This window comes from Gordonia sp. NPDC003425 (assembly GCF_053588635.1).
The window spans coordinates 1-16,488 of the sequence record NZ_JBSFQI010000016.1; the positions used below are offsets into that span (position 1 = coordinate 1).

16 protein-coding genes and 4 tRNA genes are annotated in these 16,488 nt (G+C 67.9%); 12 read left to right on the top strand and 8 right to left on the bottom strand.

Features of this window, described 5'->3' with window-relative positions; translation table 11 throughout:
- Window positions 1-123: 123 nt before the first annotated feature.
- Complete coding sequence (locus tag ACWDTD_RS16740) at window positions 124-453, bottom strand: hypothetical protein (RefSeq protein WP_449748261.1); 330 nt, start codon at window positions 451-453, stop codon at window positions 124-126.
- Between the two features lie 94 nt (window positions 454-547).
- Window positions 548-619: transfer RNA gene (locus ACWDTD_RS16745), tRNA-Val, on the bottom strand.
- Window positions 620-852: 233 nt separating this feature from the next.
- Between ACWDTD_RS16745 and ACWDTD_RS16750 the strand changes: the two genes are divergently transcribed.
- The 6 genes from ACWDTD_RS16750 (at window position 853) to ACWDTD_RS16775 (ending at window position 3,915) form a co-directional block, all read left to right on the top strand.
- A tRNA-Gly gene (locus ACWDTD_RS16750) sits at window positions 853-925 on the top strand.
- A gap of 22 nt (window positions 926-947) precedes the next feature.
- Window positions 948-1,021: transfer RNA gene (locus ACWDTD_RS16755), tRNA-Cys, on the top strand.
- 17 nt (window positions 1,022-1,038) lie between these two features.
- Window positions 1,039-1,113, top strand: a tRNA-Val gene (locus ACWDTD_RS16760).
- A 95-nt stretch (window positions 1,114-1,208) separates the two neighbouring features.
- Complete coding sequence (locus tag ACWDTD_RS16765) at window positions 1,209-2,867, top strand: DUF222 domain-containing protein (RefSeq protein ID WP_449748262.1); 1,659 nt, start codon at window positions 1,209-1,211, stop codon at window positions 2,865-2,867.
- 82 nt (window positions 2,868-2,949) lie between these two features.
- The gene (locus ACWDTD_RS16770) at window positions 2,950-3,159 is read left to right on the top strand and encodes a hypothetical protein (RefSeq protein WP_449748263.1); all 210 of its coding nucleotides are present in this window, start codon (window positions 2,950-2,952) and stop codon (window positions 3,157-3,159) included.
- A 210-nt stretch (window positions 3,160-3,369) separates the two neighbouring features.
- The gene (locus tag ACWDTD_RS16775) at window positions 3,370-3,915 is read left to right on the top strand and encodes a GNAT family N-acetyltransferase (protein ID WP_449748349.1); all 546 of its coding nucleotides are present in this window, start codon (window positions 3,370-3,372) and stop codon (window positions 3,913-3,915) included.
- 15 nt (window positions 3,916-3,930) lie between these two features.
- On the opposite strand, the gene ACWDTD_RS16780 is transcribed toward ACWDTD_RS16775, so the two are convergent.
- Both ACWDTD_RS16780 and zapE read right to left on the bottom strand, forming a co-directional pair.
- On the bottom strand, window positions 3,931-4,893 hold the full coding sequence (locus tag ACWDTD_RS16780) for an alpha/beta hydrolase (RefSeq protein WP_449748350.1): 963 nt from the start codon (window positions 4,891-4,893) through the stop codon (window positions 3,931-3,933).
- 271 nt (window positions 4,894-5,164) lie between these two features.
- Window positions 5,165-6,178, bottom strand: coding sequence for a cell division protein ZapE (gene zapE / locus ACWDTD_RS16785; RefSeq protein ID WP_449748264.1), 1,014 nt, complete (start codon window positions 6,176-6,178; stop codon window positions 5,165-5,167).
- 35 nt (window positions 6,179-6,213) lie between these two features.
- On the opposite strand from zapE, the gene ACWDTD_RS16790 reads away from it, so the two are divergent.
- The 4 genes from ACWDTD_RS16790 to msrB are packed head-to-tail and all read left to right on the top strand — an operon-like array spanning window position 6,214 to window position 10,387.
- Window positions 6,214-6,963, top strand: coding sequence for a dihydrofolate reductase family protein (locus ACWDTD_RS16790; protein WP_449748265.1), 750 nt, complete (start codon window positions 6,214-6,216; stop codon window positions 6,961-6,963).
- Between the two features lie 14 nt (window positions 6,964-6,977).
- A complete protein-coding gene (locus tag ACWDTD_RS16795; protein ID WP_449748266.1) occupies window positions 6,978-8,585 on the top strand; it encodes an alpha/beta hydrolase in 1,608 nt (535 codons plus the stop codon).
- Between the two features lie 59 nt (window positions 8,586-8,644).
- Window positions 8,645-9,904: a glycosyltransferase family 87 protein gene (locus ACWDTD_RS16800; protein WP_449748267.1), complete on the top strand. Its 1,260-nt coding sequence runs from the start codon at window positions 8,645-8,647 to the stop codon at window positions 9,902-9,904.
- Window positions 9,905-9,946: 42 nt separating this feature from the next.
- Window positions 9,947-10,387, top strand: coding sequence for a peptide-methionine (R)-S-oxide reductase MsrB (gene msrB / locus ACWDTD_RS16805; protein WP_449748268.1), 441 nt, complete (start codon window positions 9,947-9,949; stop codon window positions 10,385-10,387).
- A 27-nt stretch (window positions 10,388-10,414) separates the two neighbouring features.
- On the opposite strand, the gene ACWDTD_RS16810 is transcribed toward msrB, so the two are convergent.
- From ACWDTD_RS16810 to hemE, 4 genes are all read right to left on the bottom strand, one after another.
- A complete protein-coding gene (locus ACWDTD_RS16810; protein ID WP_449748269.1) occupies window positions 10,415-10,924 on the bottom strand; it encodes a DUF1942 domain-containing protein in 510 nt (169 codons plus the stop codon).
- 195 nt (window positions 10,925-11,119) lie between these two features.
- Complete coding sequence (gene hemQ, locus ACWDTD_RS16815) at window positions 11,120-11,815, bottom strand: hydrogen peroxide-dependent heme synthase (protein WP_449748270.1); 696 nt, start codon at window positions 11,813-11,815, stop codon at window positions 11,120-11,122.
- An 83-nt stretch (window positions 11,816-11,898) separates the two neighbouring features.
- The gene (locus tag ACWDTD_RS16820; RefSeq protein WP_449748271.1) at window positions 11,899-13,326 is read right to left on the bottom strand and encodes an FAD-dependent oxidoreductase; all 1,428 of its coding nucleotides are present in this window, start codon (window positions 13,324-13,326) and stop codon (window positions 11,899-11,901) included.
- Between the two features lie 36 nt (window positions 13,327-13,362).
- Window positions 13,363-14,388, bottom strand: coding sequence for a uroporphyrinogen decarboxylase (gene hemE / locus ACWDTD_RS16825; protein WP_449748351.1), 1,026 nt, complete (start codon window positions 14,386-14,388; stop codon window positions 13,363-13,365).
- Between the two features lie 150 nt (window positions 14,389-14,538).
- On the opposite strand from hemE, the gene ACWDTD_RS16830 reads away from it, so the two are divergent.
- Together ACWDTD_RS16830 and ACWDTD_RS16835 are read left to right on the top strand one after the other, a co-directional pair.
- Window positions 14,539-15,180, top strand: a complete 642-nt coding sequence (locus tag ACWDTD_RS16830; RefSeq protein WP_449748272.1) for a DUF3000 domain-containing protein — start codon at window positions 14,539-14,541, stop codon at window positions 15,178-15,180.
- Window positions 15,177-16,466 (top strand): HRDC domain-containing protein, encoded by a 1,290-nt coding sequence (locus tag ACWDTD_RS16835; RefSeq protein WP_449748273.1) that lies wholly within the window; start codon window positions 15,177-15,179, stop codon window positions 16,464-16,466. Before ACWDTD_RS16830 ends, ACWDTD_RS16835 begins: the two co-directional genes overlap by 4 nt.
- Window positions 16,467-16,488 lie beyond the last annotated feature (22 nt).

The following is a 16,488-nucleotide window of genomic DNA, read 5'->3' on the forward strand; positions in this document are numbered from 1 at the left end:
GGGGCGTTGACTACCGTGAGCATGAGGCGTGCCTTTCCGCCAGCGCTGCAACGCTGACTTGATCAAGTGACTACCGGGATCATTCTGCGGGAAGGCACGCCCTCCCAGATCCACAGGTCTTGATCATTCCTCCTCATCGCTCGCTGCCCGGCCCAAGACGGCCTGCATCGCGTGGGCAAGTGCGGGAACGTCCTCCACAACGACGTAGCTGAGCTTGCCTCGGCCAAGCGACAACGCCCGCCGCCAGTCAATCGGCGCGTCGCTTGGGACTTGAAACGGGTCGCGGTCGACCACGGACGGCCACCCAGCCTCATTCACCTTGTACTCGACTGGTCGCTTCCTAGGGGTGTACTTGCCCGAGCCCACATACGAGAGGACTGCTTCGCGAGCCGCAGCCACTGCCGGGGCTGTGACCTCCCAGAGGAATTCGTTAATTGGGTCACCGGTCACCATCTGACCGCTCCCTGCAGACGGCCACGCACGGTGGGCAACTCCCCTCGATATTGCCCGCTTATTGCCCGGGCGGCCAAATATCGCCTTGACCTTGTGGTCCCGGCTGGGATCGAACCAGCGACCTCCCCGGTGTGAACGGGACGCTCTTCCACTGAGCCACGGGACCGCGCGTGGCGCCTCACGGCGCCGGTGCACGAGGGAGAAGATTACACGTGTGGTGCCGCGGAACCAAAATCGCCCCCGCAGGCCCCGCGCGGCACCGGTCACCTGGGCTCCGACGTCGTTATGACCTGAAACGTGGCGCTGACCAGGCGATTTGGTATCCGACCGATGCGTCGGATAGTGTTCACAATCGCTTCGTGAGCAACAAATGGTCCACAAGATCAGCTCACGATGCATGCGGATGTAGCGCAGCTGGTAGCGCATCACCTTGCCAAGGTGAGGGTCGCGGGTTCGAATCCCGTCATCCGCTCGGCGCGAGTCGACTCGCATCTGGTGGTGTGGCCGAGTGGTGAGGCAACGGCCTGCAAAGCCGTGTACACGGGTTCGATTCCCGTCGCCACCTCCACCACCAACTCCATACTCGCGCGATTAGCTCAGCGGGAGAGCGCTTCCCTGACACGGAAGAGGTCACTGGTTCAATCCCAGTATCGCGCACCACTGTTTTCGCAGGTCAGGCCCGGTATCCGCCGGGCCTTTCTTGTTGTCGTGCAACCCTGGGCCTATTTGTCGGTACCCGAATGTATGTTCTAAATATGCCCGACGAAGTCCCGCTCTACCCGTCCCCAGCAGACCCGCCCCCTGCAGACCCACAACCTGCAGGCCCGACGCCTGCCGGCACCGCCCGTGCCGCGGCCGGACGCGGCGCCGTGGAGACCCTGCTCGCCCAACTCGCCGACGACGAGCGGCACTACGCTCCGGAGCTGATCGAGATTCTGGTCAGCTCCAACGCGGTCCGGTCCTCCGCCGATTACCGCATTCTGCAGGCTGCGAGCCTATTGCACGAAGAACGCGAGGCCGATTACCTCGAACGCGTGCACCAGGTCGTCGGCGACGGACGATTCACCGACCCGGCGGAACTCGAGGCCCATGTGCGCGGACTCGTGCGCGAGGGAATCACACCCCAGGAGCGCTACGGCCCCGATGGCCTCGAAGCAGCCATCTGCGAGGTCGGCGCCGCACTCACCGTTGCGCCCGGGCGCGCCCGCGAGATCATCATCGCCGGGTCCGTCATGCGGTATCGCCTGCCCGATGTGGGGCTCGCACTGGCGATCGGGCGCATCGATTTGCAGCGAATGCTCGACGTGGTCGCGCGCACCAGTCTGGTCGACGACGACCACATTGCCGATCTCGACACCGCACTGTCCGAGGCAATCATGTCCCGAGAGCCCATGTCCACCACGCGGTTTCGCACCATGATCGATGCCACCATCGCCGCGATCGATCCCGATGCCCTCGTCCGTCGCCGCCGCTCCGTCGAGGAGGACCGGCACATCTCGATCCGACCCGACCGCGCAACGTTCGGACAGTCACGAGTGTCCGGCAGCCTCGCGAGCGAAGCGGCAGCCGCCGTCGATTCCCGTCTCGACGCGATGGCCGCGGCGGTGCACACCAAAGGCGACGGTCGCACCAAGAAGCAATTGCGGGCCGACGCACTTCTCGCTCTCGCGCGGGGCGAACAGAGCATCGCGTGCACGTGTGACGAATGCCGGGCGACCCCGACCACGGCCGGCCCCGAGATCGCGCCGACGGGTATCACCGCGCAGCCGCTCACTCCCGCGCCTCGCCCGACGTTTCACATCGTGGTGAACCTGTCCACCCTTCTCGGCCTCGACGAGACGCCGGGGTTCATCGACGGTCAGGGGCTCATCGATGCCGCAACGGCGCGCGATCTCCTTCGCGAAGCCAAGCGGAGCTACATCAACCCCGGACATGAGGAGCAAGCGCGGCAAGCCTTCACCTATGAGGTGCCCCGGAAACTGCGCGCCCTGGTGAGTGCCGGTGAACTCTGCTGTACTTTTCCCGGATGCACCAACCCCGCGTGGCGATCGGACATGGACCACACCGAACCCTTCGACCACCGCAACCCTGCCGCGGGTGGAACCACCACACGCCGGAACATCAAGCCGCTCTGCAGAATCCACCATCGGGCAAAAACTCACGGCGTGGGCTGGCAGGATCGTCAGACCGCCCTGGGCGAGGTGTTCTTCAGAACGCCCGGCGGGTACGTGTTCGCCGGCAACTCCTTCACCGGAAGCGACCTGTTCACGTCGCTACGAATGGGTGAGAAGCCTCCCGATCACCCCGGCCGCCGGCGAATAGATTCGCTCCGGGCCCGCCGGGCCGCCAAGATCACCCGCATCGCCGAGCGGGCCGAAGAGACGTGGAACCGCGAGAACCCACCACCGTTCTGACACCTGCGGCGGTGGCACGACGCACCGGCAGATCGCGGGAGCCTGCACCGTAGACACCCCACCGGACGGCATAGTGGGTGCCATGAACATCGACTACCGGCCCGGGAGCTTCGCCGTGCGCGACGCCACCGGCGACACCCAACGGTTCGACGGCGACCGATTCAAATGGCAGATCACCGACGGCCTCCTCGTCGTCAGCATGACCACCACCGACACCCGCAGCGCCGTCCCCTACGAGGTGAGTGAGATACGCGAGATCTACTCCGGCTCCTGGCGGCTGCAGCTGGAATGAGCACCACTCGCGGCCGCAGAGCCCACCCGCCCTCGACCCGCTGCCCGAGAACTAGACTGAATTCATGAACACCCCCTTGATGCCCGGCTGCGACAACCCCGACTGCACCTGCGGGCCTGACTGCAAGTGCGGCGAGAACTGCACCTGCGGCAAGAAGTAGTGCCAGAGGCCACCTCCCCCGGCGCCGGAACAGCACCGGCCACCGGGTCGCTGACTCTCGCCCTGGTGTCCGACCCGTCGCTCGCCTCGGCGATCGCCGACGTCGCCGCCGCCACCTTTCCGCTCGCCTGTCCCCCGCACTCCGAGCCGGCCGACGTCGCGGCCTTCATCCGCGAGCACCTCTCCGAGCCGGTGTTCGCCGGCTACATCGCCAGCGACGAGAGCGACGTGATCGTGGCCCGCGACGACGTCGGCACCATCATCGGGTACACGCTTGTACACCACCGGCCACCCGCCGACACCGATGTCGCCGCGGTCATCACCGACCGCCCGGCATCGGAGGTGTCCAAGATGTATGTACTGCCCGATCATCACGCCCGCGGCCGCACCGACCCACCGTCACATCTCCTGATGCGCGCGGCCGTCGAGCGCGCCGCAGACCGCGGCAGCGCCGTCATATGGCTCGGCGTGAACCAGGAAAACGCACGGGCGCAACGCTTTTACGAAAAGATGGGCTTCCGGCGCGTCGGCGTCAAGTCATTCGACCTCAACGGCAACATCGAGCATGACTTCGTGCTCGCCATGTCTTTGCGCTGACCACGCCCGAGCCGTTCAGCGCGCGGGCACATCCAGCGCGCGGGCCAGCGTGGGCCACGCCTTGTGAAGGTCGATGTTCCAGTAGCCCCACGAGTGCAGACCCTCGCGGAAGTCGTAGGTGATCGGAACGCCGGCGCTGTCGGCACGCTTCTTGAACTCCTGAGTGCAGTGCAGCGCCGCACCCTCGAGCGCACCACCGACGGGAGAGGCGATTCCCGCGACTCCCAGCCGCAGGTCCGGCAGTCCGTTACCCACCGCCACATACATCGGCTTGCCCTTGAGCGCCGCGATGTGCTCGGCGGGATCGTGTGCGGCCCAGGTCTTGTCGTCGACGGGCCCCCACATGTTGTCCGGATTTCCACCTCGGGTCTGCACGGTGGCCGCCGTGGCCTGTCGCAGTTCGGGCGTGCCCTGATCGAGGCAGCCGCTGAATGCCGCGACGCCCGCATACATTTCGGGATGGCGCACCGCGATCGACATCGCCCCGAGCGCGCCCATCGACACCCCGCCGATCGCGTTGACACCGGTGGTGGTGAACCGCTCGTCAATCAACGGAGGGAGTTCCTTGGTGAGGAAGGTCTCCCACATGTTGGTCCTCAGCACCGGATCGGTGCGGACCCAGTCGGTGTAGTACGACCCGGTCCCACCGATCGGAAGCACCACGTTGACAGGCTTGTCGGCCATGAACTTGACGATGTCGGTCTGGAACGTCCAGCCGCTTTGCGTGTAGTTGGTGTACACACCCCCGTCGATCCCATCGAGCAGATACAACGTCGGACGCGGATGCGACCGGTCCGCGGGAAGCAGAACGGTCACGGTGACCTGCCGGCGCATCGCGGGCGAGAACACACTGACCTGAGCCCGCGTCGGACTCTGCATCACGACCTTGTCGATACGAGCGCCGCCGGCCGCGGCTACGCCCGCACCGGGTACCGCCGAGGCGGGCGTAGCCCCGCCGACCAGCACAGCAACGAACATTGCCGCGGACACCACGGCAACCACCACAGACTTCTGCACCAAATCCCCCACGGATAATGGACATGAACTTGCGTCCCTTTGACACGGTCTACGCCGCCGTGCGCGACCGGATGCACACCAGTACATCACGTCGAGATTACATCTGTACTCCAAACGCGACATTCGCGTATGCCCATGGCGACCGCCCCGTGCCGCAACCGTGACCGACACCGGTCACCGCAGCCCGGCAGCCCGGATTCGCCGGCAGAAGGTGGCGGTCAGACGGTGGAGGTCAGACGGTGGAATCGGCGAAGCGCGACAGCGCGAGCAACCGCGACGTGGCCCGCAGGTACTTCTTGCGGTAGCCGCCGGCGAGCATCTCGTCGGTGAAGATCTCGTCGAGTTTGCTCCCCGACACCGTCACCGGGATGTCCGCGTCGTACAGGCGGTCGGCGAACACGACGAGACGTAGCGCCACGGACTGGTCGTCTGCCGGATGAACCCCGCGGATGCACACCAGGGAAACCCCGTCGACGAGGTCCTTGTACTTCGACGGATGCATCTTGCTCAGGTGCCCACACAACTCGTCGAAATCGTCGAGTGTCGCGTTCGGGGTGGACTCGGCGATCTCGACGAGTTCGTCGTCCGATTTGGGCTCCGGCGCGGGCGGGAGGTCGCGGTGGCGGTAGTCGGGTCCGTCGACGCGGACCGTTTCGAACACCGACGCCAGTTTCCGGATCTCCCGTAAGAAGTCCTGTGCGGCGAACCGGCCCTCGCCGAGTTGTCCGGGCAGCGTGTTGGAGGTCGCGGCGATCGACACGCCCCGCGCAGTGAGCTCGCTGAGCAGCCGTGAGATCAGCATGGTGTCGCCCGGGTCGTCGAGCTCGAACTCATCGATGCACAGCACACTGTGCTCCGAGAGCCGCTCCACCGCCTGCATGAACCCCAGTGCACCCACCAGATGCGTCACCTCGACGAACGTCGCGAAGGATTTCGGCGCGGGCATGGCGTGATAGATCGAGGCGAGCAGATGCGTCTTGCCGACGCCGAAGCCGCCGTCGAGATAGAGTCCGATGCCCTGTTTGGGCTGCTTGCGGGAGAAGAGGCCCTTCTTGCCGTTGCGGCTCTTGGCGGCACGCTCGACGAAATCACGCGCGGCTGCCACCGCCTGGGACTGCGTAGGCTCGTTCGGGTCGGGGATGTAGCTGTCGAAGCTCACCTCGTCGAACGTCGCGGGCGGCACCATTTCGTCGATCAACGCGTCGGGAGAAACGACCGGATTGCGGTCGACGAGACTGGCCACCATATGGGGAGCCTAGCCACAGCGGTTCGGAGGACGAGATGCTCTACGTGCAGAAAGCGACCCAGGTCACATTTTCCCAGGACGAGGCGACCGACTACCTCGCCGACCTGTACGCCTATCCGGAGCCGACGGCAGGCGCGTGGGTCCGCGCCAACATGATCGCCACCATCGACGGCGCAGCGTCGGTGGACGGCACATCGGGCGGACTCGGCGGTGACGGTGACAAGACTCTGTTCACCGTCCTGCGCGGCCTCGCCGACGTGGTCCTGGTGGGCGCGCGAACCGCCATCGCCGAGAACTACCGGCAACCCTCCCCCGATTCGTCCTTCGCCGAACGCCGCGCCGCGGCCGGGCAGGCACCCGCCCCCGCACTGGCGCTGGTGTCCCGATCGTTGTCGATCGATCCCGCCTATCCCCCGTTGCGTGGTCCCGGCACCACCGTCCTCACCTGCTCGGCCGCCGATCCGCAACGCCGGTCCGTCCTCGCCGACGCCGGCGCAAGCCTCGTCGACTGCGGCGACGAGACCGTCGACTTCCGGCTCGTGGTCGAGCACCTCGCCGCGGCGGGACAACCACGCATCCTGTGCGAGGGCGGTCCGAGTCTGCTCGGCTCACTCATCGCCGTCGACGCGCTCGACGAACTGTGCCTGACCACCAGTCCGTACGTGGCCGGCGGTGACGCCGGGCGCGTCGCCGCCAGCGCCGGGTCGGGGTCACTGCACGCACTGCGTGCCGCCCACGTGCTCACCGACGACGACGGCTATGTCTTCAGCCGCTGGACCCGTTGACTACGCTCGCCCTCATGCGAGGAGCGCGACGCGGCCACCGAGGGTCCGAGACGACTCGACCGACCCGCCGCCTCACCGTCATCGGGCTGAGCGCGGCGACCACCGCGCTGCTCTTGTCGTCCTGCGCCGTCGGCCCGGACACGGGGCCCGGACTCGTCCCGGCGGGTGAGGGCGGCGGGCAGGCGCCGGCCTCGTCGAGTGCACCGCCGCAGATCCCCGCACTGGAGACGCCGCGCGATGATCTCGACTGGCGAGAGTGCGGCTCCACCCTCGCGTCGGACTACTCCACCGACAAGCCGTCCGGGGTGACCCTGGAATGCGCCAGCCTCCAATCGCCGATCGACCCCGATCGCCCCGACGACACCATCGACATCGCACTCACCCGCGCCCGCACCGCCACCACCCCCGCGGATGCCGCTCCGCTGGTCCTGACGTCGGGCGCCGACATGCCCTCGTCGCGCACCCTGCTGCTGCTGGCATCCGGGCCGGGGCAGCAATTGCTGTCCACCCACCCGGTGGTGGCGGTGGATCGCCGCGGCATCCCACAGAGCAGCCCACTGGACTGTCTGGTCCGGGAGGATCGCACCACGATCGCCAACAACGGACTCCCCGCGGCCACACAGTCGGCCCGCATCAGCCGCCTGGTCACGGCCGCGACGTCGTCCGCGGACGGCTGCACCGAGACGCTCACACCCAACCAGTTGCAGTTCGGTGTCGCCGGTGCCGCGTCGGATCTCGAGACGCTCCGAAAGAAGTGGGGAGTCTCGCGGCTGGGCCTCATCGGCGTCGGTGAGGGCACCGACGTGGTGATCGCCTACACCGCGCAGTACGGCGGGCGCACCGGGCGCATCATCCTCGACACCCCAACCCCGTTCGGTGCCAATGCGCGCGACACCGGCGCGACGGAGGCCACCGGGGTGCAGGCCGCCCTGCGGACCTTTGCGCAGCGGTGCGCGGCACTGCCCGGATGCGCTTTCGGCGCCAACGGCCAGGCGACGATGGGCAGCGTGCTGACGAAGGGACGCGCCGGAACCCTCGGTGGCGGCCTGTCGGACACCGAAGCGCTCGCCGCGATCACCACCGCGCTGGCACTGGCCCCGAACGATCCCTCCGCGGTGACCAGGGTGGCGGCCGCGATCGCGGCCGCCGACAGCGGGAACACCGCGCCACTGGCCGCCTATTCGGCGACCGCCGGATCACTGCGGCTGACCGACGGACAGATCGTCGCCGCCTGCAACGACATGACCGGCCCCGTGGGCCAGAACGAGATCTCCGGGCTCATCGATTCGTGGACCAAACAGAACCCGCTGACCGGGGCCAACAGCGCGCTGGCCCTGGCACGGTGCACCGGCTGGGCGGCCGCCACACCGGTCAATCCGCCCAGTTCCTTCCCGGTACCCCCGCTGGTCTTGAACAGCACCGGCGATCCCGTCAACGGCGGCGCGGGCGCCGCAACACTGGATTCGCTGTTCGCCAAGTCGGGCACGCAGCCGACGACGGTGACCTGGGAAGGACTGGGCTACTCGGTGGTCGCGCGTAGCGCATGCGCCGCCGACGTCGTCGCCGACTATGTGCGCGCCGCTCCGCTGACCGGGCCGTCCGAACGGGGTTGCCCAGCCTGACCGGCAGCACCCCGGGGGTTCTGCGCAGGATCTGCGGCGCCGCGTAGTACGGTTCGCGGGTGGCAGTTCTCGACAGGTATCTGTACCCACAGATGAGCGTGACGCGCATCGTTCCGCTGGTGTTGTGGCCGCTGACCATCCTGACGATCGTGCACCGCTCACTGATTCTGGCGGTCAACGGTGATCGCACCGACGATTTCGCGCCGGTCTACCAGGCCGCGCTGGCATTTCTGAACCGCCAGCCGGTCTACAACGAGAACCTCAACACCGTCGACCCCCACTACCTCTACCCCCCGTCGGGCACCCTGCTGATGGCACCTCTGGCCGTCATCGATCCCGAACGGTCGCGCTGGCTGTTCATCATCGCCAGTGTGCTGGCGCTGCTCGTGTGTGGGTACCTCATCACGCGGCTGTTCGGTTTCTCCGCGCGGTCGTGGGTGTTGCCCGTGGTGCTGTTCTTCTTCTTCAGCACCGAGACCGTCGCCCACACCCTGATCTTCACGAACTTCAATTCGTTTGTGCTGCTGGGGATGTTGGCCTTCATGATGCTGATGATGCGCCGCCACGACTGGTGGGCGGGAGTGCCCATCGGGCTGACCCTGGCGATCAAACCGGTGCTGGCCCCGCTGCTGTTGCTGCCGTTGCTCAACCGGCAGTGGCGCGTGCTGGTGACCGCGATCGTGGTGCCGCTCGTGCTGATGGTGGTGGCCTGGCCGCTGTCCAACGATCCGGGCCGATTCATCTCCCACACGCTGCCCTATCTGGGTGAGGCCCGGGACTACTACAACAGCTCCATCGCCGGCAACGGTGCCTACTTCGGCGTGGCGCCCTGGCTCGTGGTGCTGCTGCGGATCGCCTTCACCCTGATGGCCGTCTTCTCACTGTGGTTCCTGTACCGCTACTACCGGACAACCAACGAGTTGCTGTGGCTCACCACGTCGTCGGGAGTGCTGCTGTGCACCACGTTCCTGGTGGGATCGCTGGGTCAGGGCTACTACTCGATGCTGTTGTTCCCGCTGCTGATGACCGTGCTGCTGCCCGGATCCACGGTGCGCAACTGGCCTGCCTGGCTGGGCGTGTACGGCTGCATGACCTTCGACTCGTTCTACTCCGAACGCTGGCAGGCCTTCGGCTGGATGCTCGAGTACAACAAGGTCACCTGGGGCTGGTCGCTGCTGATGATCGCGGTGTTCTGTTCGCTGCTGTTCCGCTACCTCGACATCCGGCAGCTCGGATCCGCGGCCACACCGCAGCGGGCACCCACCGACAGCATCGACGACGCCGAACCCGCCACCTCGCCGGTCACCACCGCCGGCTGACCGAACCTGGCGCCCCATCGCGCCCGCTCGTACGGTGGAGAAATGACCTCCGACACCACCGGCAACGAGACCTCCACTCCTGCCGACTTGGCCGACCTGACCGACGAGCAGTGGAAGCAGCGGCTGACGCCCGCCGAGTACCGGGTGCTCCGCAAGGCGGGCACCGAAGCGCCCTTCGCCGGCGAATACACCGACACCACCGCCGTCGGCGTCTACCGCTGCCGCGCCTGCGGCGCCGAACTGTTCCGCAGCCAGCAGAAGTTCGAGTCCCACTGCGGCTGGCCGTCGTTCTTCTCCCCGCTGGCCGGCGACGCCGTGATCGAACGCTCCGACGACTCGATGGGTATGCGCCGCACCGAGGTACTCTGCGCCAACTGCGGGAGCCACCTCGGTCACGTCTTCGAGGGCGAGGGCTACGACACCCCGACCGACCTGCGGTACTGCATCAACTCGATCAGTCTGCGACTGGAAGAACAGACGTAAGTCCGGCGCCGACGACGTTCGCGCGCTCTAATCCCACTGGGCGAGCCGTTTGCTCACCGGCCCTTCCAAGGCCACCGAGGTAATCGTCTGCCCCTCAGGAACGTCGAAAGCAACCGCGCCCGTGGCCGTCTGGCCCGCCTCCAGGGCGTCCGGCTCGAGTGACCCGTCCACGGTGCCGAGTGATCCCTCGACGTACTGGCCCGTGTTGGTGGTGGCCGACAGATACGCCGGATTGACCGTCCACGTTCCCTCAGTGGTCTGGACAGTCACCATCACCGAGTACAGGGCACCGTCGACGCTCGCCCATTCCGTCGCCTTTGCCGGCGTCGGCGCCGACACCGTCACCCGCGCCGCATCCTCCTGATAGGTCAGATCCACAGCGGTGCCGAAGGCGAACGTCTTCGTTGTATCGGCCTCGACATTCACGGACCCGGAGGCCTGGGTTGCCGAGGAATCCGTGTCTGCGCAGCCCGCGAGCAGTCCGGCGGCACCGGTGACAGCGATGCAGACGGCGATGATGCGGGTCCGGTACCTCATGCTTCGAGCCTCCTTGTCGCGGCCACATGCCCGGCCCGCGACAAGAAGTCCGGGTTGGGTTTTGCCCTAGTGACGCACCCTGCCACCGAATCACTTTCGCGAGCCGCAGCAGTCCACCAAATGGCACGATTTTGCAGCAACTTGTCAGGGCAGGGCGCTTGTCAGGGCCGCCCGCTCATCAGGGCAGGGCGCTCATCAGGGCAGGGCGTCGATGAGGTCGCCGACCTCGGTACGCGGACCCGTGAAGAACGGTGTCTCCTCCCGGACGTGGCGGCGTGCCTCGGTGGCCCGCAGGTCGCGCATGAGGTCGACGATGCGGTGCAATTCGGGGGCCTCGAACGCCAGCAGCCACTCGTAGTCGCCGAGCGCGAACGACGCCACCGTGTTGGCGCGTACGTCCTTGTAGCCGCGGGCAGCCTTGCCGTGCTCGGCGAGGATGGACCTGCGCTCCTCGTCGGGCAGCAGGTACCAGTCGTAGGAGCGCACGAAGGGGTAGACGCAGATGTAGCGTCCCGGCTCTTCGCCGGCGAGGAATGCGGGCACGTGACTCTTGTTGAACTCCGCGGGCCGATGCAGGGCCGCGTTGCTCCACACCGGATCACAGACCCGGCCGAGCACCGTTTCGCGGCGGAAACGGCTGTAGGCGGCCTGCAATTGCTCGATCTCCTCGGCGTGCCACCAGATCATGAAGTCGGCGTCGGCGCGCAATCCGGACACGTCGTAGACGCCACGCACCACCACTCCGGTGTCCTGCAGTGACTTGAAGAAGTCCGTGGCATCCGATTTCACCTGATCACGATCGTCCGGTAGTTCGCCGGGACGCACGGCGAACACCGAGAACATCAAGTAGCGAATGGTCGAATTCAACTCGGCGTAATCCAAACGGCTCATGACCCCAATCGTGCCACCGGCGCGCCACCTCCCGATACCCAGGTGGCCACCGTCACCGCGACGGGCCCCGGGGTCGGGAGTGCTCAGTTCAGATGCGCCAGCAGGCCGGTCACGGCACGGCCCGCCTGACCGATACAGGCGGGCACACCGACACCGCCGTAGGAACATCCGGCCAGTTCGATGCCGTCCGGCGTGGCCGCCAGCACCTGCGACATCGCGGCCAGGTGACCCGGTGCGTACCGCGGCAACGTCCAGCGCTGCACCCTCGTGTCGATCACGTGCGAAGACGGCGGCGCGACACCCGCGTCCGCGCACACACTGTCGAGGTCGGCCAGCGCCAGCTCACGAAGTCGCGCGTCGATCCCCGGTTGCACGCCCTCGTCGGGAACGGGATCACCGTAGCGGCCGAACGAGGCACGCACGGACCGCGGTCGACCGGGCTCGCCGAGGTGCGCCCACTTCTGCGAACTGAACGTGAATGCTTTGGCGTGCAGGTCTTCTCCGGTGGCCACCAACACCCCGGAGTGCTCCGGCAGTTCGGTATCGGCGTCGAGGGTGATCGACACCACCGCCGACGGTGCCTGCTCCACATCGCGCAATGCGGTGACCGACTCGGGTGCCACGTCGGCGAGCAACCGGGCGGCAAGCCAGGCCGCCACCGTGATGATCACGCCGTCGTAGTCGCCCTCGACCTCGTCGTGCCCGCTGCGCAACGCCCACCGATCGCCATCGCGGTGCACCGCGGTCACCGGCGAACCCAGGTGCACGTGCGGTTGCGCCGCATCCACCAGTGCATCCACCAGCACCCGGTAGCCACCGGGCAGGCTGCCGAACACCGGACCCGATCCCGCGTTGCCGCCGGTCAGTGCCGCGACCCCGGCGCGCAACCCCGGCGCCCCTCCGTCGAACTCCGCGGCCAGCGCCGGAAGTGCTTCGCGCACACCGATATCGGCTGCCAGACTGGAATACACCCCACCGAGCATCGGATCGACGGACCGGGCCACCACCGTCGGGCCGAAGCGGTCGGAGACGAGTTCGCCGACCGAGATGTCGTCACCGGGTGTCCAGTTCCACGGACGGTCGGGTTCGGCCGCGATCCGCTCGAGGTCGGCGGCCGAGGCGAGCCCGCTGACCGCGTCGGCGTCGGCCGGGATGCCCATCAACGCCGGCCGTGGCAGGTCGTGAAGCCGCCCCGCCGCCCACACCGCCGGCCGTCGCGCGGTCGGCGACACCACCCGGTCGGCCAGGCCGAGGTCGTCGAGCAGGTCGAGGGCTTCGGGCCGGCGCACGATGAAGGCCTCGGCGCCCACATCCACCGCGATCGGTCCCACCTCGACGGTGTGCAGGATCCCGCCGAGCCGGTCGTCGGCCTCGAACAGGTCGATCGTGACCGACTCTCCCAGCGCCTGACGCAGGCGATAGCACGCGGTGAGTCCGGAGACACCCCCACCGACGACGGCGACGCGTCGGGTTCCGGACGCGCCGGCCGTATCGGTCCCGGTTGCGGTCACGTTCCCGTCCTCACCCACCGCGTCACATCCTCGGCGTCAGATCGAATGAACCAGATCGACGACGTGGCTGAGCACGTCGGGATCGGTACTCGGCAGCACCCCGTGCCCGAGGTTGACGATGTGGCCCGGCGCTCCGGCCGCGATGGCCCGCTCCCCGTCGGCGATCACCCGCCGCACCTGCTGGTCCACCACGTCGGGTCCGGCGAAGAGCACCGTGGGATCGAGGTTGCCCTGCACCGCCACCCCGGGGCCCACCCGGCGCACCGCTTCTTCGAGGGGCACCCGCCAGTCGACGCCGATCACATCGGCACCCGCGTGCGCCATCGACGCCAGCAGTTCGCCGGTACCCACGCCGAAATGGATGCGCGGCACCCCGGCCTCGCCGATCTCGGCGAGTACCCGCCCGCTGTGCGGTGCCACGAAGGTCCGGTAGTCGGCGTCGGAGAGGGCACCGGCCCACGAGTCGAAGAGCTGGACGGCATCGACGCCTGCATCGATCTGCACCCGCAGGAACGCAATGGTGATGTCGGCGAGGCGACCCATCAACGCTTGCCACAGGCGCGGTTGGCCGTACATCATCGCCTTGGTGAGCGCATAGGTGCGGCTCGGGCCGCCCTCGACCAGATAGGACGCCAGCGTGAACGGGGCACCCGCGAACCCGATGAGCGCCGTCTCATCGGACAGTTCGTCGAGGAGCAAGCCGATCGCGTGCGCGATCGCACCGACCGACTGTGGGTCCAGCAGCGGCAGATCGTCGACGTCGGCGGCGGTGCGCACGGGATGGGCGATCACCGGGCCGGTACCGGCGACGATGTCGAGATCAACACCGGCCGCCTTGAGCGGCACCACGATGTCGGAGAACAGAATCGCCGCGTCGACGTGGTGTCGGCGGACCGGCTGCATCGTGATCTCACACACCAGCGCCGGGTCGAAACACGATTCCAGCATCCCGTGATCGGCACGGATCTCGCGGTACTCGGGCAACGACCTGCCCGCCTGCCGCATGAACCACACCGGGCGCCGCGCGGGCCGCTCACCCCGGGCGGCCGCCACCAGCGGCATACGGGAATGGGTTCTGCGGGTGCGGACCGGCGGTGTCATCATCGATCACTCTGCCATGCCGCCATGAGCGCATCGCCGATGAGGGCACCCTGGCCACGGTTTCGGCGCGCCTCCCGGTGCGCTCGGCGCCCGAGCCTTACCGTCGATGTCGTGACCTCCTCCGGAGCTGCGACCGAGCCCGCCGACTTCCGCGCCGCGGTCGAGTCGTTGCACAGCGCCCGCGTCCGGCGAGACATCGAGGTCGGGCCGATCCGCCCGCCGCAACGCCTCGCGCCCTACAGCTACGCCGTCGGCGCCGAGGTGGCCTCCGCGGATGCTGCCGACGCCGACGTTCCGGTCGATTCCGCGGGCACCGCCTTCGGCCGGCTGATCCTGCTCTACGACCCGGCCGGCCAGGACGCCTGGAACGGCACCATCCGTCTGGTCGCCTACATTCAGGCCGAGGTGGAGGCCGCGCTGGCCATGGACCCACTGCTCCCCGAGGTGGCGTGGAGCTGGCTGGCCGACGCACTCGGTGTTCAGGTGGGCTCGACGACGTCGTCGGGCGAACAGACCAGCCGGACCGGTGAGCCGATCGCGGTGACCGCACTCGGCGGCACGGTCACCTCCACCACGTCGGTGCGCTACGGCGACATCGCCGGACCGCCGCGGGCCCATCAGCTGGAATTGCGGGCATCGTGGACTGCGCCCTCCGCCGACGGCCTCGGCGGACATCTCGAGGCGTTCTGCGATGTGCTGTCGGCGGCCGCGGGCCTGCCACCCGTCGGGGTCACCGAACTCGGGTCTCCGTGAGCGACACGCCCGACGGCCCCGGCGACACGACAGACGATACGGCGCCCGCTGACGATGCGCCGGTGGTCGAACCGCTGCTCGCACCCGCCGACGGGGTACCGCCGGTACTCTCGCGGGCGACCGACTTCGCCGCGGTGGCCACCGCGCTCGCACAGGGGCACGGTCCCGTCGCGGTGGACACCGAACGCGCCTCGGGTTACCGCTATTCGCAGCGCGCCTACCTGATCCAGCTGCGCCGGGCCGGGAGCGGATCGTTCCTGCTCGACCCGATCACCGAACCCGCCGCCCTCGCACCCGTCATCGAGGTCCTCGACGGTCCGGAATGGGTACTGCACGCCGCCGATCAGGATCTGCCGTGCCTGCGCGAGCTGGGCTTCCGGTGCGCCCAGCTCTACGACACCGAACTCGCCGGCCGGCTGCTGGGTCTGCACAAGGTCAACCTCGCGGCGATGGTGGCGGAGTTCTTACACCTGGGCCTGCAGAAGGGCCACGGCGCGGCCGATTGGTCGCGGCGTCCGCTTCCCGCCGAATGGCTCAACTACGCCGCACTCGACGTCGAAGTGCTCGTCGAGTTGCGCGACGCCATGGACCAGGCTCTACGCGATGCGGGCAAAGACGCGTGGGCGCGTGAGGAATTCGCGTTCATCCTGCAGCGACCCCCGACACCACCGAAGACCGACCGCTGGCGGCGCACCACCAACGTCCACACGATCACGAACACCCGATCGCTGGCCGCGGTGCGCGAACTGTGGACCGAACGCGAACGGATCGCACAACAGCGTGACGTGGCTCCCGGCCGGGTGCTTCCGGACTCCGCGATGGTGACCGCGGCCGCGGCGATGCCCACCAGCGTCGACGAACTCACCCGGCTGCCGGTGTTCGGGGGACCCAAACAGCGTCGTCAGTCCGGCACATGGTTCGCGGCGATCGATCGTGCCAGAGGGCTACCGGAATCGGAGTTGCCGTCGCGGCGCGGCCCCACCACGGGCCTGCCGCCGGTGAGTCGCTGGGAGCAACGCAATCCCGAGGCAGCGGCAAGGGCGGCCCGGGTGCGGCCGCGCGTCAAACAGATTGCCGATGCGCACGAACTACCCGTGGAGAACTTGCTCGCACCCGACCTCGTGCGCCAATTATGCTGGGACGGAATCGATCTGCCCGCCACCCCGGATTCGGTGGACGAGCGGCTGCGGGCCGGCACGGCGCGACCCTGGCAGCGTCAACTGTGCGACGAGGCCATCGCCGACGAACTCAACGCAGCCGCCACGGTGACCGAGCCCGACACCTGACGGCGCGAGCCAGCGCTTGCGC

Coding starts and splice junctions, on each gene's coding strand:
- ACWDTD_RS16740 (WP_449748261.1), bottom strand. CDS start 453: ATGGTGACCGGTGACCCAATTAACGAATTCCTCTGGGAGGTCACAGCC.
- ACWDTD_RS16765 (WP_449748262.1), top strand. CDS start 1,209: ATGCCCGACGAAGTCCCGCTCTACCCGTCCCCAGCAGACCCGCCCCCT.
- ACWDTD_RS16770 (WP_449748263.1), top strand. CDS start 2,950: ATGAACATCGACTACCGGCCCGGGAGCTTCGCCGTGCGCGACGCCACC.
- ACWDTD_RS16780 (WP_449748350.1), bottom strand. CDS start 4,893: ATGTTCGTTGCTGTGCTGGTCGGCGGGGCTACGCCCGCCTCGGCGGTA.
- zapE (WP_449748264.1), bottom strand. CDS start 6,178: ATGGTGGCCAGTCTCGTCGACCGCAATCCGGTCGTTTCTCCCGACGCG.
- ACWDTD_RS16790 (WP_449748265.1), top strand. CDS start 6,214: ATGCTCTACGTGCAGAAAGCGACCCAGGTCACATTTTCCCAGGACGAG.
- ACWDTD_RS16795 (WP_449748266.1), top strand. CDS start 6,978: ATGCGAGGAGCGCGACGCGGCCACCGAGGGTCCGAGACGACTCGACCG.
- msrB (WP_449748268.1), top strand. CDS start 9,947: ATGACCTCCGACACCACCGGCAACGAGACCTCCACTCCTGCCGACTTG.
- ACWDTD_RS16810 (WP_449748269.1), bottom strand. CDS start 10,924: ATGAGGTACCGGACCCGCATCATCGCCGTCTGCATCGCTGTCACCGGT.
- hemQ (WP_449748270.1), bottom strand. CDS start 11,815: ATGAGCCGTTTGGATTACGCCGAGTTGAATTCGACCATTCGCTACTTG.
- hemE (WP_449748351.1), bottom strand. CDS start 14,388: ATGCCGCTGGTGGCGGCCGCCCGGGGTGAGCGGCCCGCGCGGCGCCCG.